At 41.4% G+C, this 23,513-nt stretch carries 21 protein-coding genes and 1 tRNA gene; 13 read left to right on the plus strand and 9 right to left on the minus strand.

The window, feature by feature from the left end; genetic code table 11:
* The first annotated feature begins 132 nt into the window (after positions 1–132).
* The 3 genes from C1721_RS08865 (at position 133) to C1721_RS08875 (ending at position 2,618) form a co-directional block, all read left to right on the plus strand.
* On the plus strand, positions 133–996 hold the full coding sequence (locus tag C1721_RS08865; protein ID WP_102408026.1) for an endonuclease/exonuclease/phosphatase family protein: 864 nt from the start codon (positions 133–135) through the stop codon (positions 994–996).
* A gap of 7 nt (positions 997–1,003) precedes the next feature.
* Positions 1,004–1,891, plus strand: a complete 888-nt coding sequence (locus C1721_RS08870) for an AraC family transcriptional regulator (protein ID WP_102408027.1) — start codon at positions 1,004–1,006, stop codon at positions 1,889–1,891.
* 415 nt (positions 1,892–2,306) lie between these two features.
* Positions 2,307–2,618, plus strand: coding sequence for a DUF3467 domain-containing protein (locus C1721_RS08875; protein ID WP_102408028.1), 312 nt, complete (start codon positions 2,307–2,309; stop codon positions 2,616–2,618).
* Between the two features lie 109 nt (positions 2,619–2,727).
* Here the strand turns inward: C1721_RS08875 and C1721_RS08880 are convergent, their stop codons facing one another.
* Both C1721_RS08880 and C1721_RS08885 read right to left on the minus strand, forming a co-directional pair.
* Positions 2,728–3,681 (minus strand): N-acetylornithine carbamoyltransferase, encoded by a 954-nt coding sequence (locus C1721_RS08880; RefSeq protein WP_102408029.1) that lies wholly within the window; start codon positions 3,679–3,681, stop codon positions 2,728–2,730.
* Positions 3,682–4,024: 343 nt separating this feature from the next.
* Positions 4,025–6,238 carry a RelA/SpoT family protein gene (locus C1721_RS08885; protein ID WP_102408030.1) on the minus strand — a complete coding sequence of 738 codons (2,214 nt, stop codon included), beginning with the start codon at positions 6,236–6,238 and terminating at the stop codon, positions 4,025–4,027.
* 170 nt (positions 6,239–6,408) lie between these two features.
* Between C1721_RS08885 and C1721_RS08890 the strand changes: the two genes are divergently transcribed.
* From C1721_RS08890 to C1721_RS08915, 7 genes are all read left to right on the plus strand, one after another.
* On the plus strand, positions 6,409–7,929 hold the full coding sequence (locus tag C1721_RS08890) for a DUF4301 family protein (protein WP_102409358.1): 1,521 nt from the start codon (positions 6,409–6,411) through the stop codon (positions 7,927–7,929).
* A 287-nt stretch (positions 7,930–8,216) separates the two neighbouring features.
* Entirely contained in the window at positions 8,217–9,308 is a 1,092-nt protein-coding gene (locus C1721_RS08895) for a PCMD domain-containing protein (RefSeq protein ID WP_102409360.1), read from the plus strand.
* Positions 9,309–9,320: 12 nt separating this feature from the next.
* Entirely contained in the window at positions 9,321–10,100 is a 780-nt protein-coding gene (locus tag C1721_RS08900) for a porin family protein (protein ID WP_102408031.1), read from the plus strand.
* A 54-nt stretch (positions 10,101–10,154) separates the two neighbouring features.
* The gene (locus C1721_RS08905) at positions 10,155–11,090 is read left to right on the plus strand and encodes a sugar phosphate isomerase/epimerase family protein (RefSeq protein ID WP_102408032.1); all 936 of its coding nucleotides are present in this window, start codon (positions 10,155–10,157) and stop codon (positions 11,088–11,090) included.
* 152 nt (positions 11,091–11,242) lie between these two features.
* The gene (locus tag C1721_RS08910) at positions 11,243–12,355 is read left to right on the plus strand and encodes a DUF4855 domain-containing protein (RefSeq protein WP_159063564.1); all 1,113 of its coding nucleotides are present in this window, start codon (positions 11,243–11,245) and stop codon (positions 12,353–12,355) included.
* A 163-nt stretch (positions 12,356–12,518) separates the two neighbouring features.
* Positions 12,519–12,689, plus strand: a complete 171-nt coding sequence (locus tag C1721_RS16170; protein ID WP_187117310.1) for a hypothetical protein — start codon at positions 12,519–12,521, stop codon at positions 12,687–12,689.
* A 41-nt stretch (positions 12,690–12,730) separates the two neighbouring features.
* Complete coding sequence (locus C1721_RS08915) at positions 12,731–13,156, plus strand: DUF5053 domain-containing protein (RefSeq protein ID WP_102408034.1); 426 nt, start codon at positions 12,731–12,733, stop codon at positions 13,154–13,156.
* Between the two features lie 27 nt (positions 13,157–13,183).
* Here the strand turns inward: C1721_RS08915 and C1721_RS08920 are convergent.
* Positions 13,184–13,257 (minus strand) — tRNA-Ala (locus tag C1721_RS08920).
* An 84-nt stretch (positions 13,258–13,341) separates the two neighbouring features.
* Here C1721_RS08920 and C1721_RS08925 point away from each other — a divergent pair.
* Positions 13,342–13,656, plus strand: coding sequence for a DUF4286 family protein (locus C1721_RS08925; RefSeq protein WP_102408035.1), 315 nt, complete (start codon positions 13,342–13,344; stop codon positions 13,654–13,656).
* Positions 13,653–14,210 (plus strand): crossover junction endodeoxyribonuclease RuvC, encoded by a 558-nt coding sequence (gene ruvC / locus C1721_RS08930; RefSeq protein ID WP_102408036.1) that lies wholly within the window; start codon positions 13,653–13,655, stop codon positions 14,208–14,210. The genes C1721_RS08925 and ruvC overlap by 4 nt, the downstream gene beginning before the upstream one ends.
* Before the next feature lie 67 nt (positions 14,211–14,277).
* Here ruvC and gdhA read toward each other — a convergent pair whose 3' ends face one another.
* The gene (gene gdhA / locus C1721_RS08935) at positions 14,278–15,612 is read right to left on the minus strand and encodes an NADP-specific glutamate dehydrogenase (protein ID WP_102408037.1); all 1,335 of its coding nucleotides are present in this window, start codon (positions 15,610–15,612) and stop codon (positions 14,278–14,280) included.
* Positions 15,613–16,064: 452 nt separating this feature from the next.
* Between gdhA and C1721_RS08940 the strand changes: the two genes are divergently transcribed.
* On the plus strand, positions 16,065–19,022 hold the full coding sequence (locus C1721_RS08940) for a PEP/pyruvate-binding domain-containing protein (protein WP_102409362.1): 2,958 nt from the start codon (positions 16,065–16,067) through the stop codon (positions 19,020–19,022).
* A 47-nt stretch (positions 19,023–19,069) separates the two neighbouring features.
* Here C1721_RS08940 and C1721_RS08945 read toward each other — a convergent pair whose 3' ends face one another.
* The 5 genes from C1721_RS08945 to C1721_RS08965 form a co-directional block, all read right to left on the minus strand.
* Positions 19,070–19,798 (minus strand): nucleotidyltransferase family protein, encoded by a 729-nt coding sequence (locus C1721_RS08945; protein ID WP_102408038.1) that lies wholly within the window; start codon positions 19,796–19,798, stop codon positions 19,070–19,072.
* A complete protein-coding gene (locus C1721_RS08950; RefSeq protein WP_102408039.1) occupies positions 19,795–21,225 on the minus strand; it encodes a RapZ C-terminal domain-containing protein in 1,431 nt (476 codons plus the stop codon). Before C1721_RS08950 ends, C1721_RS08945 begins: the two co-directional genes overlap by 4 nt.
* Positions 21,226–21,406: 181 nt before the next feature.
* A complete protein-coding gene (locus C1721_RS08955; protein ID WP_102408040.1) occupies positions 21,407–22,741 on the minus strand; it encodes an NADP-specific glutamate dehydrogenase in 1,335 nt (444 codons plus the stop codon).
* A gap of 163 nt (positions 22,742–22,904) precedes the next feature.
* Positions 22,905–23,087 carry a hypothetical protein gene (locus C1721_RS08960; RefSeq protein ID WP_102408041.1) on the minus strand — a complete coding sequence of 61 codons (183 nt, stop codon included), beginning with the start codon at positions 23,085–23,087 and terminating at the stop codon, positions 22,905–22,907.
* A gap of 13 nt (positions 23,088–23,100) precedes the next feature.
* Positions 23,101–23,490, minus strand: a complete 390-nt coding sequence (locus C1721_RS08965) for a putative signal transducing protein (RefSeq protein ID WP_102408042.1) — start codon at positions 23,488–23,490, stop codon at positions 23,101–23,103.
* Positions 23,491–23,513: the final 23 nt, after the last annotated feature.

Consider the following 23,513-nt stretch of genomic DNA (forward strand, 5'->3'; position numbering starts at 1 on the left):
ACTATAAAGAAAAGCCGTCGAAGTAATTCAGACGGCTTTTTTTGTTTTTCTAATTTGCTTAATAAAGAGAGATCATTTACATTTGTAGCTGTAGCCTTGGATAATTGAAACATAAAACATAAAAATAATATCATGAAAAAAATTCTCTTCTGTTTAATGGCTGTATTGCTATCCATGAACTATTTATTCGCAAAAGACGCTGGCGCTAAATTAAATGTAATGTCTTATAATATCCGGTATGATAATCCGGAAGATAAGGACAATCAGTGGAAATATCGTAGAGATTTTGCTGCTGACTTGATTAAATTCCATGATGTAGATGTATTTGGGGCTCAGGAAGTATTAAATAATCAATTGAATGATTTACTTGCTCGTTTACCGGAATACGCTTATGTAGGCGTAGGCCGTGAAGATGGTAAGACAAAAGGAGAATATGCTCCTATCTTTTATCGCAAGGATCGATTTCTTGCAGAGAAAAGCGGTAATTTCTGGTTAGCAGAAGATATGAACGCTATAGGGAAAAAAGGTTGGGATGCTGCTTGCGAACGTGTTGCTACCTGGGCTATCTTGAAAGATAAAAATACAGGAAAAAAAATCTTTTTCTTGAATACTCATTTAGATCATATGGGAAAAGTGGCTCGTCATGAAGGTGCATCTCTCGTGTTGGAGCAAGCCCGAAAATTATCCGGTAATTTGCCAATTATTGTAACCGGAGACTTTAACGCGCTACCTTCAGATGAACCTATTCAGGTTTTAACTAATTCGAGTGATCCCCGTCATCTGATACATTCCCGTACAATTGCTGAATTTATTTATGGACCGGAATGGACTTTCCACGACTTTGGAAAGATTCCTTATGACAAACGTAAATGGATTGATTATATCTTTATAAAAGGTGATATTAAAGTATTACGTCATGGAGTGCTAACGGAAACGATGAATCAAGTATATCCCTCAGATCATTGTCCGGTAATAAGTACTCTGGTTATTCAATAAATGAATTATGGATAGAGCGATGGATGTATTAAAAGAACTAACTCCACTTTCGGACGAAGATTGCTTTTTGGTAATGCAACGGCCGAAACATGGATTTAATTACCCTTTGCATATACATCCGGAGTTTGAACTTAATTATTTGGAGAATGCCTCTGGTGCTATTCGGATAGTAGATGATTCCATAGAAGAAATGGACGATTTGGATTTGGTGCTGATTGCAGGTAATACAAAGCATGCATATTCTACTCATAAATGTTTGTGCAATAATATTTTTGAGATAACGATCCAATTTCACCATTCATTATTTGATAGTTTGATAAATAAACGCCATTTTCAGACAATGAAAAATATGTTTGCGAAGGCTTCACAAGGATTAGTATTTAGTAAGGATATGATTATTCGTATTCAGCCGGAGTTGAAAAATTTGTCAAATGATGAAAAGCCTGATTCGTTTCATAATCTATTAAGATTAATAGAGATATTAAAGATACTTTCATTAGATAATAAGGCACGTCCTTTAAATGCCGCGAATAAGATCAGTAATTATAAAAGTAATGATAGCGATCGGCTTGGATGTTTAATGCTTTATTTGCACGAAAATTATCAACAACAAATTTTACTATCGGATGCTGCTTCGTTAATAAATATGAGTGAGGCTTCACTAAATCGTTTTCTTAAAAAATGGACAGGTAAAACATTTGTTGATAACCTGAATGACATTCGTATAGCAGAAGCCGTTTGCCGTTTAATTGATACAAGCGATTCAATATCTGAAATATGCTATAAATGTGGTTTTAATAATCTTTCAAATTTTAATAGGCTGTTTAAAAATCGCAAAGGAAATACTCCTACAGAGTATCGGGAGAAGTATGCCCGCACCCGTTTCAGGATTTAAAACAGGAATTTATACTATTTTACATTGATTTATGTCAAGAGTTGACAAAATAATATTATTTATTGTAGGAATAGTATTTGGATGGTTTTGTTAAACCCGTTAACTTTGCAGAATTCAAGTGAAAGAGATTAGCATTTAAATCATAGCCTTAACCTAAACGCCAAAACCTGTTTTGTAAACACAAAAGGTATTTTTACATTGGTCTAAAGAATTGAGAATTAAAAACACAACAAGGAAAGGGCTACCTGTGAAGGGCGCCCTTTTCGCTTTTAGATTTCCATATACATCTGTTGAATTGAATGTAATACAGTTCGCAACGTAGTATTACCGTAATTTATATAATAGGTTTCTATAGATATAATTATAAATCGTATCTTTGTATTAGATATAAATCATTAAATAGAGGTAAATAAATATGGAAAACAACAAACCTGCCAACGAAATACAAGTCGAGTTGTCCGAAGATATGGCTCAAGGGACATATGCTAATTTAGCAATTATATCACATTCGTCTTCTGAATTTATTTTGGATTTTATTCGTGTTGTACCGGGAGCTCCGAAAGCTCAGGTAAAAAGTCGTGTGATTTTAACACCGGACAATGCAAAGCGTCTATTATTTGCATTGCAAGATAATCTGGCAAAATTTGAAGAACAACAAAAAGGAAATAAAACAGCTCAATTTGAAGATTTTATTCCTCCTGTCGGAGGTGTTAAGGGGGAAGCATAACCTGTTAATATTTAAAGCTGTTATAAGAGTAACGCTGGAAAATAAGAATTTCTTATTTTCCAGCGTTACCTGTTTAATAATGTATTGCCAAATAATTATTGCAGTTAATTTACAACCCCATCAATATCTTTTTCAGTGCGGTTTGTGCTGATATTTCACGATTGGCAGCTTCCGGAATGACGATACTTTGAGGACTTTCAATCACATCATCGGTTACAATCATGTTTCGGCGCACAGGTAAACAATGCATAAAGTAAGCATTGTTGGTTAGTGCCATTTTTTCCGTGTCAACTGTCCAACTACGGTCTTTATTGATAACCTGTCCATAATTGGGATCACTGTATGCTGCCCAGTTCTTTGCATATATGAAATCCGCACCTTCAAAAGCTTTTTTCTGATCGTATTCAACACTGGCATTGCCTACAAACTTCGGGTCCAGTTCGTAACCTTCCGGATGTGTGATGACAAATTCATAATCTGTAGCATTCATCCATTCTGCAAAGCTGTTAGGTACGGCCTGTGGAAGTGATTTGGGGTGCGGTGCCCATGTCATAACGACTTTCGGACGGGCTGTCTTTTTGTATTCTTCAATAGTTATCAGATCGGCAAAACTTTGCAACGGATGACGCGTTGCCGCTTCCATGCTGAATACGGGACGACCGGAGTGCTGAACAAACTGGTTCAATATCTTTTCATTATAATCGTCTTCTTTACTTTCAAAACGGGCGAACGAACGTACTCCGATTATATCACAGTAACATCCCATTACCGGAATGGCTTCCAGCAGATGCTCAGGCTTGTCACCATCCATAATCACACCACGTTCGGTTTCCAATTTCCAGGCTCCCTGGTTCACATCGAGTACCATTGTATTCATTCCCAGGTTCATCGCGGCTTTTTGAGTGCTTAATCGGGTACGCAGACTGGAATTGAAGAATATCATCAGCAGGGTTTTGTTTTTACCTAACTCGGTAAATTGATAACGGTCTTTCTTGATCTCGAAAGCTTCATTAAGCGCCTGTCTCAGGTCGCCTAAGTCTTGTACACAGGTGAAGTTTCTCATATTTTTAATTCTTCATTGTTTTTGGATATGACAAAGATAGGAAATATATTGAAAGATACCGTAGAAGACTGTCTTATGTATTCCCTCGCATTAGGGAACGCGTGTCACGTGGGCGGAGTAAATGAATCCTGCTAGCTAGCGGGAAAAAATCCCCCTAGCTAAGGGGATTCGCTCGCACCGACGGGGGAATGCTTTCAGCCTTAGGCTGTGGTATGTGTATAAAAAGGACAGGCGCAGGGCATAGCAGAGATTGTTTGTTCTTCTGAATCAATCTGTTTGCTGTGCTTTGCGCCTGTCCGCATTTTGAAGGCTTTCGCCGGTCTTTTGCCGGGTTGTGGACTTATTAACTGTTTAACCTGTCTACCGTTTTCACGCCTTTTACGGTTTTGATTTTCTTGGTGAGTGCGTTTAGTGATGTGGTATCGCGCACCATCACGGTGAAATTGCCTTGAAACAATCCGTCTACCGAATCGATATTAAGTGACCGCAGCGTTACGCCGTTTTCCTTGCCAATCACGGAGGTGATGTTGCTTACTATCGTAATGTCGTCCCTGCCTATAACGCGGAGGGTTACGGTATAGCCGTTGTCTCCTTTGCCGCTCCATTTAGCACGGATAATACGATAGCCGAAACGGCTGAACATTTCTTGTGCATTCGGGCAATCCATGCGATGTATTTTTATCCCCTGGGTGGACACGAAACCGAATACCTCGTCTCCATAAATCGGGTTACAACATTTGGCCAGTTTGTACTCAATGCCTGTCAGGTTTTTGTCTATTACCAGTACATCTTTGTTTGTGGCTATTTCTTCGGCTTCGGTGGTCGTGATGAAATCTTCGGCGCTGCGTACTTCCACGCGGTCGTTAATCTCTTTTTCCTTGCGTTCCATTTCCAGGTATTCGTCTATAACGCTGTTTGGATCAAGGCGTTCTTCGGATATCTCTATATAGAAGTCTGTAACGGTTTTGAAGCCTTTCTTCTTGATGTAACGCATCAGGATGGCTTCTTCCACTTCGATCTTACGGTTTTTGAAACGCCGTTGCAGCATCTCTTTGGCAAAATCGGCAGCTTTGGATGCCTCTTCACGTAATGCCTGCTTTATTTTAACGCGGGCTTTGGAGGTCACCACAAAGTTGAGCCAATCTCTTTTGGGCGATTGCGTGGGAGATGTAACGACGGATACACTGTCACCGTTGTTCAATACATATTTAATAGGAACGTTCTTTCCATTTACTTTGGCCGATACGCATTTGCTGCCCAATTTGGTGTGGATAGCAAAGGCAAAGTCCAGAACTGTGGCGCCTTTGGCCAGCTTGATAAGCTCGCCGGTAGGAGTGAATACATATATTTCATCCTTATAGAGGTCCATTCTGAATTCCTGCATCAAATCCAGCGGGTTGGTCCCTTTCGTTTCCAATGCGGCGCGTACGTTATTCAGAAATTCGTCTAATCCGGTTTCTGCTTTTACCCCTTTGTATTTCCAGTGTGCCGCTAGACCACGTTCGGCAATTTCATCCATGCGATGGGTTCGTATCTGTACTTCCACCCACTTGTTTTGCGGTCCCATAACTGTGATATGGAGGCTCTCGTAGCCGTTGGTTTTGGGGATGGAAATCCAGTCTTTCATACGGTTGGGATTGGGCTGATACATATCCGTCACGATGGAGTACACCTGCCAACATTCCGAACGTTCCTTTTCCAACGGCGTGTCAAGCACTATACGGATGGCAAACAGATCGTAGATACCTTCAAATTCGATCTTTTGCTTCTTTAATTTATTATTAATGGAATGGATGGATTTGGTGCGTCCTTTGATGTCGAACCTGAATCCGGCTTCCTGCAGCCTTTTCTTTATAGGCGCGATAAACTCGGCAATGTAGGCATCGCGTGAACGCTTGGTTTCATTTAGCTTTTGCTTGATGAAATCGTACTGTTTGCGGTCTGTATACTTTAATGAGAGGTCTTCCAGTTCGCTTTTTATCGTATATAGTCCCAGCCGGTGGGCCAGAGGCGCATAAAGGTAGGATGCTTCGGTAGCCAGACGGATGCGGTCGTCTTCCTGTAAATTCTTTCCCAGTCGCATCAGGCATAGACGGTCTGCAATCATAATGAGAATAACGCGTACGTCTTCCGCAAAAGAAAAGAGCAGATGATGGAAGTTCTCCGAATTCACGGCCGTATTACGGGCATAGAGTTCGGATGTTCTCAGCAGGCGTTTTATGATAAGAGTTACGTCCGCGTCGAATGTTTGTTCCACCTCTTCCATTGTGACCACTTTCTTCAAAACCGGGCGGTATAATAGCAAAGCAATAACGGAAGTGCGCTTCAAACCTATTTCGCAGGTTGCTATCAGAGCGGTGTCAATATTACGTAATAATCCATTAATGCCATTTTTGTCTCTTCCGTAGCAGTCTAATGCTACAACGCGTTTCATAAGTTCTTTCATCTTCCGTATATCCTCTTTTTGTAGAAAAGAATAGAGGTTACGAAGTAATAATTTATATTTAGAGAAGAACGTTTTCTTCTCTTCTTCTGTAAAGAATGATGTTGTGTCCATGTTTTGTTATTTTTACTGCCCAATGGCGGACAGGCCGTAAAACATGTTGTAAAAGTATCTTTTTTATCGAAATATCAGAACTATTCTAATGGTTATTTTATACATTTGCGATATTCATAGTCCGTAAAGACTTTGAAATGAAACAGATTATCAATATTAAAAATAATACTATGTTAAACGCGAAAGACTTTGAACTGTTAGCTGCCAAAGGGATCAATGAAAAGCAGATTGAAGAGCAGTTAGCTTGTTTCAAGAAAGGTTTTCCTTTTCTGGAAATCGCTGCTTCTGCTTCTGTTGAAAAAGGCATAATGGTAATTAAACAGGAAGATCAGGCTACTTATATGGAGGCTTGGGATGCTTATCTGGCAAAAAACAAGAAGATCGTAAAGTTTGTACCGGCTTCGGGTGCTGCCAGCCGTATGTTTAAAAACTTGTATGAGTTCCTTTCCGCCGGTTATAATGAACCGTCCAATTCATTTGAACAAAAATTCTTTGGTGAAATAAATAAATTCGCTTTCTATGATGCTCTGAATGCCGTCTGTCTGGCTAATGAAAAGAAAGACATTCCCGCTTTGATGAAGGAGGGGAAGTATAAAGCAATCGTATCCAACCTGCTGGAAAAACAAGGGTTGAACTACGGACAGTTACCCAAAGGTCTGTTGCTTTTCCATTCTTATCCGGGCAAAGTGCGTGCGGCTATGGAAGAACATCTGGCTGAAGGAGCTATGTATGCCAAAAATAATGCCGGTGAGGTGAATATTCATTTCACCGTGTCTCCGGAACACAAAGCCTTGTTTGAGAAGCTGGTTACGAACAAAAAGAGAGAATATGAAGAAAAGTTTTCTGTTAAATATGATGTCTCTTTCTCTGTCCAGAAACCGAATACCGATACGATAGCTGCCGACATGGATAATAATCCGTTTCGTGATAAGGATGGGAATTTACTATTCCGTCCGGGAGGACACGGCGCTTTGATAGAGAACCTGAATGACATAGACGCAGATGTGGTGTTTATAAAGAATATAGATAATGTAGTCCCCGACAGCTTTAAATGTTCTACAGTTATCTGGAAAAAGGTACTTGCCGGTGTACTGGTCACATTACAGGAAAAAATATATTACTATCTGCATCTGATAGAGACTGGCAAATATAGCCATCAGCAAGTGGAAGAAATGATTCATTTCCTGCAAGATGACCTATGTATTAAGAATCCGGAGATGAAGTTGCTGGAAGACGCCGAGCTGGTACTTTATATAAAGAGTAAGCTGTTGCGTCCGTTGCGCGTGTGCGGTATGGTGAAAAATGTAGGCGAACCGGGTGGCGGTCCGTTCCTTGCCAGGAATCCGGACGGAACGGTTTCTTTACAGGTGCTGGAAAGCTCACAGATTGATATGAACGATCCTGCAAAGAAAGCAATGTTTGAAAAAGGCACACACTTTAATCCTGTGGATCTGGTATGTGCTGTGAAGAATTACAAAGGGGAGAAATATAACTTGCCGGATTATGTAGATAAAAATACCGGATTTATATCCTATAAGAGTAAAGATGGCAGGGAATTGAAAGCTTTGGAACTTCCGGGTTTGTGGAATGGCGCGATGAGCGATTGGAATACCGTATTTGTGGAGGTGCCTATCGAAACATTTAATCCGGTAAAGACTGTTAACGATCTATTACGTCGGGAGCATCAGTAAGAAGAACTGAAAAGTCTATATAGGAGAAACGCAGATAATGCAAAACAGATAGATTATCGCGGACTTATTGGTTAATAATCAATAGAGTCGGCGATATTCCATATTTGTTGGTATTGTCTGCGTTTTTTAATGTGTTTTGATATGTTTTCTTTTTATCCTGCACTGAAAACCAACGTTGTAAAAAAAGTTATTAAATATATAAGTGCTATACTTTTCAAAATATAGATTTACCTTTGTGTTTAGTTTTATCAAAAAGATTGCGAATGAATAGTTTAAAAGGGAAAAACATGAAAATACGAAATTTGATAGGTCTTCTCTTTAGTGTATTCCTGTTCTCTTGTATACAAAGTGAAGCACCCAATGCAGAGGCGGATATCTTAACATGCACAGTACCGGATGATATACTAAAGGCAGAACCTGAAATAGAGAACGAGAGTGTTACGCTTATCGTTAAGAGTGATGCCGATATAACGAATCTGGCTCCTGTTTTTACCTTGACTCCGGGAGCAACCATCAATCCCGCGAGTGGAACCGCTTTCGATTTTACAACCCCACATACATATACAGTCACTTCCGAAGATAAAAACTGGACAAAGAATTACAATGTACGCTGTATTGTATCGGGCATTAGTACGGAATACCACTTTGAAACGGTGTCATTGGAACCTAAATATGAACGTTACCAGGTGTTTTATGATATTTCATCCAGTGGAGATGTTGTAAACTGGGGTAGTGCAAACAGTGTATATGTCCTGACAAATGTGGCAAACAAGATGACGGACTTCCCGACAAGTCAGGCTGACAACGGATATGAAGGTAAGTGTGCCAAGCTGGTTACCTGTAGTACCGGTAGTCTGGGTAGTTTGGTGGGGATGTATATTGCCGCCGGTAATTTGTTTATCGGAACGTTTGACTCTGGCAGTGCTTTGACGAATCCTTTGAAATCCACTCGTTTTGGTAAACCGTTTGAACATATTCCTACTTACTTAAGTGGGTATTATAAATACCAGCCCGGTAAAGAATATACATCCAAAGGACAAGTAGTTCCGGGAAAGACTGATCAAGGCGATATTTATGCTATTTTCTATGAAACGGATGATAACGTACGTTATTTGGATGGGACGAACGCATTGACAAGTCCGAACCTTATTTACGTAGCCCGTATTTCCGACTTGAAGCCTACGGATGAATGGACACATTTCTATATTCCTTTTGTTCCCCGTCCCGGAAAGTTCGTGGATAAAGAGAAACTGAAAAATGGCGGTTACCAGTTGGCTGTAGTATTCTCTTCCAGTATACGGGGAGATTATTTTGAAGGTGCTGTGGGTAGCACTTTATACGTAGATGAGGTGGAGGTAATTCATTCCGATAACGAATAAAAGACAGGAATAATGAAAAAGCATATATTTTTAATTTGTGTATTGGCGTTGTTTACTGTTTCAGCAATGGCACAGGTAGAGAGGAATATGGGGATTATCAAATCGTCTCTGATCGGATTGGAGTATGAAGTAAAGGCCGGATTTAATATTGGAGGAACTTCTCCTCTTCCACTGCCTCGTGAAATACGTTCTATTGATGGTTATAAACCTACGTTATGCGTGGCTATAGAAGGTGATGTAACCAAATGGTTTGGTGTAGAGAGGAAGTGGGGGATGACTTTAGGCTTTCGTGTTGAGAATAAAGGAATGGAGACGAAAGCAACAGTGAAGAATTACAGTATGGAGATTATAGGAAGCGGCGGAGAGAAACTGAAAGGAAACTGGACAGGAGGAGTGCAAACAAAGGTACGTAATGCCTATCTTTCTATCCCGGTGTTAGCTTCTTATAAACTCAGCAAACGTGTTAATATTTCGGCCGGACCATATGTTTCTTTTATGCCGAATGGAGATTTTTCCGGATATGTATATGATGGTTATTTGCGTGAAATAAATCCGACGGGGACGAAGGTAGAGTTTCAGGGCGATAATCGTGCTTCATATGATTTCTCCGATAACTTACGTACGTTTCAATGGGGCGTACAGGCTGGAGTATCCTGGCGAGCCTTTAATCACTTAAATGTGCATGCCGATCTCACCTGGGGCTTGAATGACATGTTTGAAAAAGACTTTGATACGATAACATTTGCTATGTATCCGATATATTTAAATGTTGGCTTTGGATATGCTTTCTGATATTTTCATAACTTTGGAACAAATACCATATAAATAAACATTATTAATATTATTATGAGTAACAGACGTGATTTTTTAAGAAAAGCATCCTTCTTTTCTACTGCCGGACTGCTGGCAGGCAAAGTAGGATCAGTGTATGCAGACACTACTTCAGCTCCTGCTCCTGTAGCCGCCGCGAAAAAGAGAATAGGTTTACAGATATACTCTTTGGGTAAAGAGTTATATGAAGACCTACCTAAACGTTTGAAGGAAGTGAAAAGTATGGGTTATACCGACCTGGAACTTGCCGGATATGATAAAGGAAAAATAGGAGGCGTAGACATGATGGAATTTAAGAAGATGGCAGAAGATGCCGGTCTTAAAATTATCAGTTCTCACGTAAATCCTCCGGTACGTCACTATACGAAAGAGAACAAGTCCCAAATTCTGGAGTATTGGAAGCCAACGGCGGAAGATCATGTTAAGCTAGGTTGTAAATATCTTATCCAGCCAATGATGCCGGAGTGTGGATCGTATGAAGATGCTGCCTTTATTTGTGATATATTCAATGAAGGTGGAGAGATTGTTAAAGCGACGGGACTGCCTTTTGGTTACCATAATCATAATATGGAATTTCAGCGTGTAGTTAAGGCATCGGAACAAAAGACTTCAAAAAATCCGGGTGATCAGATTTATGATCTTTTCCTTGCAAAGACAGATCCTTCACTGGTATTCTTTGAAATGGATGTGTACTGGACTGTAATGGGACAAAATGATCCTGTGGAGTATATGCAAAAGCATCCGAACCGTATAAAAGTGCTTCATATAAAAGACCGCGCCGTATTTGGACAGAGCGGTATGATGAACTTTGAAATGATCTTCAAGCAAATGTATGCTAATGGTATCCAGGATTATTTTGTGGAACTGGAACACATGCCTGACGGACGTACTCAGTTTGCCGGTGTTAAAGATTGTGCTGCTTATTTGCAAAAAGCTTCGTTTGTGAAGTAAAATAGAAAATAACCTATAGAAAAGGCCGCCTCAGGTCAGATTGAGGCGGCTTTCTTTTAATCAAGATAAAGATTGGGCAAAATCTTTAGTGGTTTGTTTGTTTATCCCCTCAATAATGGTCTGAATGTAAATGTTTTTAACTGATTATGAAAATGAAGAGAATAGTTAATTTATTAAATCTGAGAAGTAGTAAGTTTTTTGTATATGTGTTGATGTTGACCTTTGTATTACCACAGTTGGCTTCCGCTATTAAACCTTTTGCGAGAGATATGGTGCTGATTTATTCCGGTGGACAGCATCGGTCGTATGTATGGAATAAAGATAAACTGACTCCTTATGTATCTATGGAGGATGAAAAGGGAAATTTTCATTGGTTGTTTGATGGATTCTTATTTTTAGAGATTCATAATGGCAATGGTCGTGGGTTTGCTTCATATTATCAGAAACAAGCGGCACGTAAACTGGAATGGAAAAAATTACTTGACGATTATTTTACTCCGGGATTAAATATATGTGCATTGAATGATGCTATTGAAGCTGCCCGTAAAGAGAATCCGAAGAATTTTACAAAGAGAAAAATTGTATTGGGTATGCCTGAACCTATTCCTAATGTGGATTATTGGGGGGGCATAGATGGTAAGAGCCTCGATTTCTCAAAACAGGAAGATCGTTTGGCTGCATGTCAATGGTTTGTTGATTATGCGACAAAGAAGTTTGAAGAAGCAAAATTAGATAATCTGGAGCTGTCCGGATTCTATTGGATTGCCGAAGAAGCAACCAATAGCCGTGATCTGGCACGTAATGTTGGTGATTATGTTCGTTTGAAAGGATACAATTTCAATTGGATTCCTTATTTCAAGTCTGACGGATTTCAGGAATGGCGTAACTTAGGTTTTGATATAGCCTATTTGCAGCCTAATTATTTCTTTAATCAGGATGTGCCTTACGAACGTATGGATGAAACGAGTAAACTGGCTTTTGAAAACGGTATGTGTGTTGAGATGGAATTTGACGAACGTGCGATGAAAAGTAAAGGATTCGGATATCGTTTGAGCGATTATATAAAGGCGTTCGACCAATATGGTATCTTTGAGAATCTGCCTATCGCCTATTATCAAGGAGGAACAGCTTTCTATAACCTCTGCAATTCACCTGAAAAAGAAGATAATGATTTATACATGGAGTTAGCTCGTCGTATTGCAAACCGTCAGGAGAAGAAAGAATTAAAAGGCATGGAGCATATTAAAGAAATGATGAGGAAATGATCCTAAGAAAATGTGCTGCTCTATCTGCAGCAACGGATTGTAGAATCAATAGCCGATAGATAGAAAAACTGGTAAATAATCCTTAGCTTATTATGTAAATAAGCTAAGGATTATTACATTTGTAACGTCAGACAATACGAGTATTAAGATTAAATTCAAGTCTATGACAAAAGAAGAGCGAGAAAAGCTCATTGAACAAAAGGAAAATCTAAAGTTATTATTCGAATTCCATACAGGAAACAGGGTGATAAAAGGAGATCCGGAATTCGAGCAATATATCAACGATATTTTAGATATGATTGCAGAGATTGAAGAGAAACTAAAATCAGAGTAATAAACAAAGCCTTTCTCAAGAGGCGTAAAAAGCATATAAATATGGGAGATTTATCTAAATTTTTACCTACTCAAGACATGATGTCGGACTTTGAAAAGTTTAAGAACATGTCTCCTGAAGAACGAGTTGTATTTCAGGAAGAGCGTGCCCGAAAGGTCGACGCAATGTCTTCCGAAGAACGTACATCTTTTGTTAATGCTACCTACAAAGGATTAAAAACAATCAAAGATGAGTTACAAGATGTGAAGTTGGCTTTGGAATTGGGAGATGTCGCCAGTGCAATTTCTTTAAGCTATATAGCCAAGGTTTATTTCGGCAAAAGTAAAAACTGGCTTTATCAGCGTATAAATGGTAATATTGTAAATGGGAAACCTGCTCAATTCACAGAAGAAGAGAGGAAACGTTTTGTAGAAGCTTTGCGTGATTTGAGCCGGAGAATAAATGAAACTGCGCTTAAGTTTGCTTAGGCTCGGATTGTTTGTAGTTATTAAATGTGGAGCATATCGGACTCGAACCGATCACCTTTAGACTGCCAGTCTAACGCTCTAGCCAGATGAGCTAATGCCCCGTCAGGATATTTCATGGGTGCAAATATAGAGGTTTTCCTGATATATCCGTTATCTTTGTCCGATAAATTTAAGGTATAAAGAGAATGATTATTTATAATACGACTTTTCATATAGAGAAAGACGTTCACGATGAAGGTCTGGATTATCTAAAGAAACACTATATTCCACAGGTTATTGCCAGCGGCTTTTTACAATCTCCCGGTTTGCGTCGTGTGATGCAGACAGAGGAAGATGAAGGTTATAGCTATTCCGTCCAGTTCTGTGTGAAAAATGTGGAAACGCTGGATTATTGGCTTCAAACGGAAGGAACTGCTATCCATAAGGAACTTGTTGCCCGCTTCGGACATAAGATTGCCGGATTCAGTACCTTGCTTGAAGAAATAAATTGGGAGAAATGACGAAAGACCGTATCATATTAGGCATTGATCCCGGAACAATTGTTATGGGATATGGTGTGTTGAGAATAGAAGGCAACAAACCTAAGTTGGAAGCGATGGGCATTCTGCAATTGGATAAGTTTGAGAATCATTACTTGCGTTTACGTAAGATTTTTGAGCGCGTATTAGGACTTATCGACCAATATCATCCGGACGAACTGGCTATTGAAGCGCCTTTCTTCGGGAAGAATGTACAGAGTATGTTGAAGTTGGGACGCGCGCAAGGCGTCGCGATGGCTGCCGCTTTAGAGCGGGATATACCGATCTTTGAATATGCCCCGTTGAAAATAAAAATGTCTATCACAGGGAACGGAAATGCAGCAAAGGAACAAGTTGCAGGCATGTTACAACGCTTTTTGTCTATTCCGCAAGATGCCATGTTGCCTCAACTGGATGCTACGGATGGATTAGCTGCGGCTGTTTGCCATTATTTCCAGACGAATAATCCTGTACATGAGAAGAAATACACCGGTTGGAAAGATTTCATAGCGAAGAATCCCGGTAAAATACGATAAGAGAAAAAGGGGTAGAGCAAACGCTCTATCCCTTTCGTTTGTAAGATTTAGATACTATTCTTTGGCGTTATACAATGCCTTGTGCCATCATTGCCTTGGCAACCTTCATAAAGCCGGCAATATTGGCTCCTTTTACATAATTGACATATTGGCCTTCTTTACCATGAGCTACGCACTGGTGATGTATGTCGCTCATAATTTGGTGTAAGCGGGCATCTACCTCTGCCGCAGTCCATGAAATGTGCATGGCGTTTTGTGTCATTTCCAAACCGGAAGTTGCTACGCCTCCCGCGTTAACGGCTTTACCCGGAGCAAAGAGTTGCTTATGTTCGATAAATAAATCTACAGCTTCGGCAGTACAACCCATATTGGAAACTTCGGCAACACATAATGTCTTGTTCTCTATTAGTCTGCGTGCATCATCAGCATCCAGTTCATTTTGAGTGGCACATGGCAAGGCGATGTCTACTTTCTGTTCCCAAGGCTTCTTGCCGGGATAGAATGTTGATCCGGGAAATTCATCTGCGTATGGCGCAACAATGTCGTTTCCCGAGTTACGAAGTTCAAGCAAATAATCTATCTTCTCGCCGGAAATGCCTGCCGGATCATAAACATATCCGTCAGGACCGGAAATAGTAACTACTTTTGCTCCCAGCTCTGTCGCTTTGGTGGCAGCGCCCCAAGCCACGTTACCAAAGCCCGAAATCGCTACGGTTTTCCCCTTTATATCTATGCCGTGAGTTTCCAGCATCTGATGAACAAAGTATAATGCGCCGAAACCGGTAGCTTCGGGACGAAGAATAGAACCGCCGAATTCCATGCCTTTACCTGTAAACGTGCCTGTGTTCTCGCGGGCCAGTTTTTTATACATGCCGTACATATAACCCACTTCACGTCCGCCTACGCCTATATCACCGGCAGGAACATCGCGATCCGGACCTAAATTACGCCATAATTCCAGAATAAATGACTGGCAGAAACGCATAATCTCCGCATCGCTTTTGCCTCTCGGAGCAAAGTCCGAACCGCCTTTACCTCCGCCCATAGGCAAGGTTGTCAGCGCGTTTTTAAATGTTTGTTCGAATCCCAAGAATTTGAGGATAGACAGATTTACCGAAGGGTGAAAACGAATGCCTCCTTTATACGGTCCGATGGCGTTATTAAATTGTACGCGGTATCCGAGGTTTACTTGTACCTCTCCTTTATCATCTACCCAGGGAACACGGAACGTAAAAATTCGATCCGGCTCTACCAGGCGTTCGATAATTTTAGCTTTCTCGAACTCAGGATGCTGATTGTACACTTCTTCAATAGAAAGAAGGACTTCCTTCACTGCCTGTAAATACTCTTTTTCGCCCGGATGTTTTGCTTCCAGAGCCGATAAGATTACTTCTGTCTTCATAGTATCTGTGTCTTTTAAGATTACTTTCTGTTTGCAAATGTAGAGAATGTTACGGAATGACAATGCTTTTTCTTGACTTTTTGATAGTTTATAATATGTTTTGAAGCATATTCAAGGACGAATATAGATGCGTTACTGCCTTAAACGGTGTTACGGGCTGACATTTTATTAGTAAGAATGTGCCGGAGTAATATATGAAAGCCCTATTTTGTTCCACCGGCATGAAACACTTGTTCCGTCAGCATGAAACATTTGTTCCACCAGCATGAAACACTTGTTCCTTCGGCTTGAAACTTTTGTTCCATCGGGATGAAACTTTTGTTTCACCGGCATGGAACAAAATGGAACAATTTTGCCTTTTTTCGGCAGGCAGGCTATTTGACGCTGATATCTCGGATATGTTTGCGGATTTTTCTTTACTTTTGGCTGCATGTAACTCTATTAAATCAATTATGAGCGGTATTCCGGACTTTAAAGACCTTGTGTTCAGAGACACATCGTTCGCCAATCTGATGAATAAGCGTATATATAATGTATTGCTTATTGCTACCAAGTATGATGCCTTTATGTTGGAAGACGACGGGCGCGTGGATGAGCAGATATTTAATGAATATACTTCGTTGAGCTTGCGTTACCCTCCGCGTTTTACCCAGGTAACAACGGAGGCTGAGGCATTGGCCGAGTTGAAAGACCGTAACTTTGAACTGATTATCTGTATGCCTAATATGGATAACCGCGATATATTTGCGGCCGCCAAAGAAATTAAGATCCATTATCCCAATATTCCTATCGTTGTTCTTACTCCATTCTCAAAAGAAGTCTCCAAGCGTATGGCACAGGAAGACCTGAGCGCAATAGACTATGTGTTCAGCTGGTTGGGAAACTCGGAATTGCTTCTTGCCATTATCAAATTGATAGAGGATAAGATGAATGCTCCGGATGATACCGCGAGTGTAGGTGTGCAGATTATCATGTTGGTGGAAGACTCCGTTCGTTTCTATTCGTCCGCCTTGCCCCATTTATACAAATTCGTGCTTGAACAAAGCCAGATGTTTGCTAAAGAAGCATTAAACGGCCATCAGCGAACCTTGCGTATGCGCGGACGTCCGAAAATAAAACTAGCCCGTACGTATGAGGAAGCCGTACGTATTTTTAACCAGTATCAGGATAATATATTGGGTATTATATCGGATATGAGTTTTATGCACGATGGCGTAAAAGATCCTTATGCAGGCTATAAGTTCGGGCAATATGTGAGGAAGACTGGGCAGATAATACCTTTTGTGCTCGAATCGTCCGAGGCAAATAATTATGTATATGCTAAAGAATTAGGAGCTTCCTTTATAGATAAGAACTCGAAAAGTTATCCGCAGGATTTACGGAAGAAGATAATGGCACGCTTTGGGTTTGGTGACTTTGTGATTCTTAATCCGCAGACGAAAGAGGAGATTATGCGTATCACCGACTTGAAAGATTTGCAGAAAAAGGTCTTTCAGATACCCGACGATTCACTGGTTTATCACCTCTCCCGCAATCATTTCTCCCGCTTTTTCTATTCACGGGCCATGTTTCCGCCGGCCGAAGTGCTGAAACATGTCGATGTGAGTGATTATAAGGATATGGACGAAGCGCGTAAGCTGATATTTGATTTGATTGTACAATACCGCCGGATGAAGAATACCGGTGTGGTTGCAGTCTATCAGAAAGACCGCTTTGACGAATATAGCAACTTTGCCCGTATCGGTGACGGTTCGTTGGGAGGAAAGGGTAGAGGCCTTGCTTTCATCGGCGCTATGGTAAAGCGTTATCCGAAGCTGGGTAATGAGAACCTGAATGTGACGATTCCGAAAACGGTAGTTATCTGTACCGACATCTTTGATGAGTTTATGGAAACAAACGAACTTTATCCGGTTGCCTTAGGAGATGTTGACGACGATACTATTTTGAAATATTTTCTTCGTGCCAGCCTTCCGTCACGGTTGATTGAAGACCTGATGGCTTTCTTCGAGGTGGTGAAAAGCCCGGTTGCCGTCCGTTCGTCCAGTCTTTTGGAGGATTCGCATTACCAGCCTTTCGCCGGAATATATTCTACCTATATGGTTCCCAGGATAGAAGATAAATATGAAATGCTGCGTACGGTAAGCGATGCTGTTAAAGCGGTATATGCTTCGGTGTTTTACCGTGACAGCAAGGCTTATATGACGGCTACGTCTAACTTGATAGATCAGGAAAAGATGGCAATTGTCTTGCAGGAAGTGGTGGGTAATTGCTATAATGATCATTTCTATCCTACGCTTTCGGGCGTTGCACGCTCGTTGAATTTCTATCCAATCGGGAATGAGAAAGCGGAAGACGGTATAGCCAACATCGCATTGGGACTGGGCAAATACATTGTAGACGGCGGTATGACCCTGCGTTTCTCGCCACGCCATCCGCACAATATTTTGCAGATGAGTACAATGGATTTTGCTTTACGTGAAACACAGACCCGTTTTTACGCGCTCGATTTAAAGAACCTGGCGGAAAACTTTTCTGTAGATGACGCGTTCAACCTTTTGAAGTTGAACCTGAAAGACGCCGATGCCGATGGAGCTTTGAAATATATCGTTTCCACATACGACCCGTATGACCAGATTATTCGTGACGGATATTATCCCGGAGGACGTAAGATTATTTCTTTTGTCAATATCCTTCAGCATGATGTGTTTCCTCTGGCCGAAAATCTGGATAAGATTTTACATATCGGACAAGATGAGATGGGGCGTCCTATAGAAATAGAGTTTGCCGTGAATATTCATCCCGACGATAGCAGCAAGGCTACATTCTACCTTCTGCAAGTGCGTCCTATTGTGGACAATAAAGAGATTATGGATGAAGATCTTACTGTAGTGAAGAATGAAGATACGATACTTTCTTCGTCCAGTGTGTTAGGACATGGTATTGTGAATGATGTGCAAGACGTGATTTATGTAAAGACCGGTGCTTTCAACTCGTCTAACAATCAACTGATAGCTTATGATATAGAAAAGATGAACCGCCGGTTTACCGAACAGGAAAAGAGCTATGTGCTGGTAGGGCCCGGCCGCTGGGGAAGCAGCGATTCATGGTTGGGCATTCCGGTAAAATGGCCGCATATCAGCAATGCCCGGGTGATTGTGGAATGCGGTTTGGAAAACTATCGGATTGATCCGAGCCAGGGAACGCACTTTTTCCAGAATCTGACTTCGTTTGGCGTAGGCTATTTTACGGTCAATCCATTTAAAGGAGATGGCTGGTTTGATGAAGCATACCTGAATGCCCAGCCGGCTGTAGAAGAAACGGAATATCTCCGCCATGTTCATTTTGACAAGCCCGTCGTTATAAAGATGGATGGGAAAAAGAGTTTGGGAGTAGTGATGAAACCGGAATAATATATAAAAAGGGGAGGCAATGACCTCCCCTTTTTATGTGGGTTAAACTATTTCATCCATTCTTCCGCCTGGGCTAATGTTTCCGCTTTGCCAATATCAAGCAAGCGCAGGTTTTCGGCCGCGAATGCCTGTATGTTTGTTTTTGCACAGACCGACAAATAAAAGTTGATGATAGAGAATTTGCCAGTCCATTCTTCCATCCAGTCGAATATTTCGGGCGATAGAACATGGATGCCGCCGAATGCGTACTCGCTGTATTTATCCGGATTAAAGTCCGGATAATGAGATTTGACTTCTCCTGTCTCGCGATTGTGCCAACCGCAGAGATTGTTCTCTTTATTGAAAAGCAAATAACGGGATGTTTCCCGTTTGCTTACCAGCAGAGTTGCCAGCGGGTTTGCTTTCTGATGCTTTTCATATAGCTTGCGTAAGTCGATGTTCGATAATATATCTACGTTATGTACAAGAAACGGCTCTTTGCCACGCAGGAAAGGTGCTGCATGCTTGATTCCTCCGCCGGTGTCGAGCAGATAATCGCGCTCGTCGGAAATGTATATCTGTATCCCGAAGTTGTTGTTTGCTTTGAGGAAATCTATGATTTGTTCTCCAAAATGATGGATGTTGATTGCAATTTGGTAAAACCCGGCATCTTTCAGTTTAAGGATAACATGTTCCAGCATGGGTTTTCCTGCAATCGGAACGAGCGCCTTAGGCATCGTGTCTGTTATCGGTTTGAGTCTGGAACCCAAACCGGCTGCAAAAATCATTGCTTTCATAATGTTGCGTCAAAAATTTGTTCAATATTTTGTTCTCTGTGTACGAGATGTACTTTTACACCGTATTTGGAGCTGAGGTGCTCTGCCAGATGCTGGGCGGAATATACGGAGCGATGCTGGCCGCCTGTACATCCGAAGCAAACCATGAGGTTGGAAAATCCACGGTCGAGATAGCGTTTCACCGAAGCGTCTACCATAGTATATACATGTTGCAGGAAGTCGGTTATTTCTCCATCGTTTTCCAGAAAACTGATAACCGGTTCATCCAGTCCGGTGAAGTGGTTGTAGCGTTCATACTTTCCCGGATTGTTGATGGCGCGGCAGTCAAATACGAAACCTCCGCCATTGCCTGTAGGATCGTTTGGAATGCCTTTCTTGTAGGCAAAGCTGACTATTTTGACTTCCAGCATCCGCTTTTGTCTGTCGTCCGAGAATTGTTTTAACTCTGTCAATTCTCTTAATACGGAACTAAGATAGGGATATTCAGGGTAATTTTCCCGCAATAACTGGCGCAGGTTCTCGATGGCGAACGGTACGCTTTGGATAAAGTGGGGCTTCTTCTCAAAGTAACCTCTGAATCCGTATGCTCCCAGCACTTGTAAGGTACGGAAGAGTACGAAATGGCGTAGTTGACTAAGGAAATAGTTCTCGTCTACCGGGATATATTTACGTAAAGCCTGCATGTAATCGTTCAGCAGTTCCTTGCGTAAGTCTTCCGGATAGCGTGCCTTTGCCTGCCATAAGAAGGAGGCTACATCGTAATATACCGGACCTTTGCGTCCGCCCTGAAAATCAATGAACCAGGGTTCTCCATCCTTTATCATGACGTTACGCGACTGAAAATCGCGGTACATGAAAGTGTCTGATGTATTGTGGAGCAACACGTCGCTCATCTTCTGGAAATCGTCTTCCAGACGGTTTTCTTGAAATTCCATGCCGGTAGCTTTCAAGAAACAGTACTTGAAGTAATTCAAATCCCAGAGGATGGAACGTTTGTTGAATTCCGGTTGTGGATAGCAATAGGAGAAGTCGAACCCGTCTGTGCCTGCAAATTGGATGGAAGGCAGGAGGGTAATGGTTTTACGTAACAGGGTGCGTTCGCATTCGTCAAACACGCAGCTTTTACGGCCTTTTTCTATGGCATTGAATAATAATGTATCTCCAAGGTCTTCCTGCAGATAATAGCTTTTGTCGTCAGACCAGCAATAAACCTGCGGTACGGGCAGTCCTTTTTTACCAAAATGATCTGCCATGTAAAGGAAGGCCGCGTTTTCTTCGGGAGATGTTCCACTTACGCCTATCAGGTTTTTTATTCCGTTGAGACGGAAATAGCGGCGGTTTGAACCCGAGGAGGGAAGCTCGGTAATGTCTTCGGTCTCTTGCCCTGTGTATTTGTAATAAAGTCTTTTTAGTGCTTCTGTAACCATGTTTCTGTAATTATGGTACGAAGGTAATGCTTTAATTGAAGAAGAAGTGTTTAAAATTGGAAATTTATATTGGCGTGTGCGTACCGATAGGTATCTCCGCTTCCTCCGGTTAAAATAAAAAGGGACTGCCCGGCAATAAAAAGCCGGGCAGTCCCCTATATGATCATTAATCTTCAAAATACTACAGGATTCCCTGTGCCATCATGGCTTTTGCAACCTTCATGAAGCCACCTACGTTAGCGCCTTTTACGTAGTTTACATAGCCGTCTGTCTGCGTGCCGTACTTAACGCATTGTTCGTGGATGTCGTGCATAATCTGTTTCAGCTTGTCATCTACCTCTTCGCTGGTCCAGCTTAACTTCATTGCGTTTTGGGTCATTTCCAAACCTGATACCGATACACCGCCTGCATTGGCAGCTTTACCCGGAGCATACAGTATTTTTGCTTCAAGGAATGCGTCGATAGCTTCGGGGGTAGAAGGCATGTTTGCTCCTTCCGATACGGCGAAGCAACCGTTGGCCAACAGCGCTTTGGCATCGTCGCCATTCAACTCGTTTTGTGTTGCACTAGGCATGGCGATGTCGCATTTTTCGTTCCATGGACGAGCGCCTTGTACGTATTTGCAACCGTATTTCTCGGCATACTCACGGATACGTCCGCGATACAGGTTCTTCAATTCCATGATATAATCCAGCTTCTCACGGTCAATACCGTCCGGATCGTAGATATAGCCGTCGGAATCTGACATGGTAACTGGCTTGGCACCCAGCTCAATTAGTTTTTCCACTGTGTATTGAGCAACGTTGCCGGAACCGGAAACTGTAACTACTTTGCCTTTTATGTCGATATTGCGAGTCTTAAGCATTTCCAGCAAGAAATAAACATTTCCATAACCTGTTGCTTCCGGACGGATCAATGATCCTCCGAATTCGCGTCCTTTGCCTGTAAATGTACCTGTGTTTTCGTGTGCCAGCTTTTTGTACATACCGTACATATAAGCAACTTCACGTCCGCCTACGCCAATGTCACCGGCCGGAACGTCTGTGTCAGGGCCGATATGACGCCATAATTCAAGAACGAAAGCCTGGCAAAAACGCATGATTTCCGCGTTGGATTTACCTCTCGGGCTGAAATCCGAACCACCTTTACCGCCACCCATTGGCAATGTGGTCAATGAGTTTTTAAAAGTCTGTTCGAAAGCTAAGAATTTAAGGATAGACTGGTTTACGGAAGCGTGGAAGCGGATACCGCCTTTATACGGGCCAATGGCATTGTTGTGTTGGATACGGTAACCCATGTTTGTTTGGATCTGACCTTTATCATCCATCCATGTAACACGGAAAGAGAAAATGCGGTCGGGAATGCAAAGACGTTCTATCAGATTGCTTTTTTCAAACTCAGGGTGTTCATTGTACGCCTCTTCAATTGTTCCTAATACTTCGGAAACTGCTTGATGATATTCCGGTTCATTCGGAAATCTTCTTTTCAAGTTGTCTAAAACTTCACTTGCCTTCATAAGACTGATTTTATTTAGAATGTTATACCAAATTGTTATTCTGTAGCTGTTGCTTTGCAGCGCCACAAAGGTAAGTTAATTTTTGATGTATGCAAATAATTGAAAGAAAAAAAGCGTAAAAAATATCATTTAGCTAGATTAATCTTGGAATAACTACTAAATGTTATTCATCTCTACGCTTTACATTCTTATATATGGGAACAAACACAATGATAGCGGAGGCTACCAGCGTGAATATGACGTCGAAGTTAATTGTTTGGCTGTTTGCCAGTAGTATGTAGCATAAAATACCCCACAAAAGAGTAATGCAAACAATCTGACTATTTGTTATCTTTCTGCGTGCCATTGGTTACATTTGTTTAGTTGGAAGAAACCAGAGAACCGAAATAAATGACCAGCGCAAGGAATACCGCAACGATTACAAATAGGATGATGATTTGTTTTTCTAACGGGTACTTCCGGAGGAATGGAATATGACTGGCTAAACCGGCAACTTGTTCGATGGGTTCATCTTCGTCAATTTCTTCCTGAGAGGCATATCCGCCTTCTTCCATAATTTCGAGGGCACGCGGCAAGTCTTTTTCTAATATTTCCACACGCGCACCGCCTATATCGGCATATCCGGCCATGACCTGGCTGCTTATTTCGTTACGCAAATAACAGTCAATACCTTCTGCCCTTAAGAGAGACATTAGGGTTTGTGCTTCTGCAGGGAAAGCAAACCTTGCTATTTCAACCATTTTATCCATATCCGTAATCTTTTGTACAAAGA

The organism is Parabacteroides bouchesdurhonensis, from assembly GCF_900186615.1.
In the GTDB taxonomy this organism is placed as follows: Bacteria; Bacteroidota; Bacteroidia; order Bacteroidales; family Tannerellaceae; genus Parabacteroides; species Parabacteroides bouchesdurhonensis.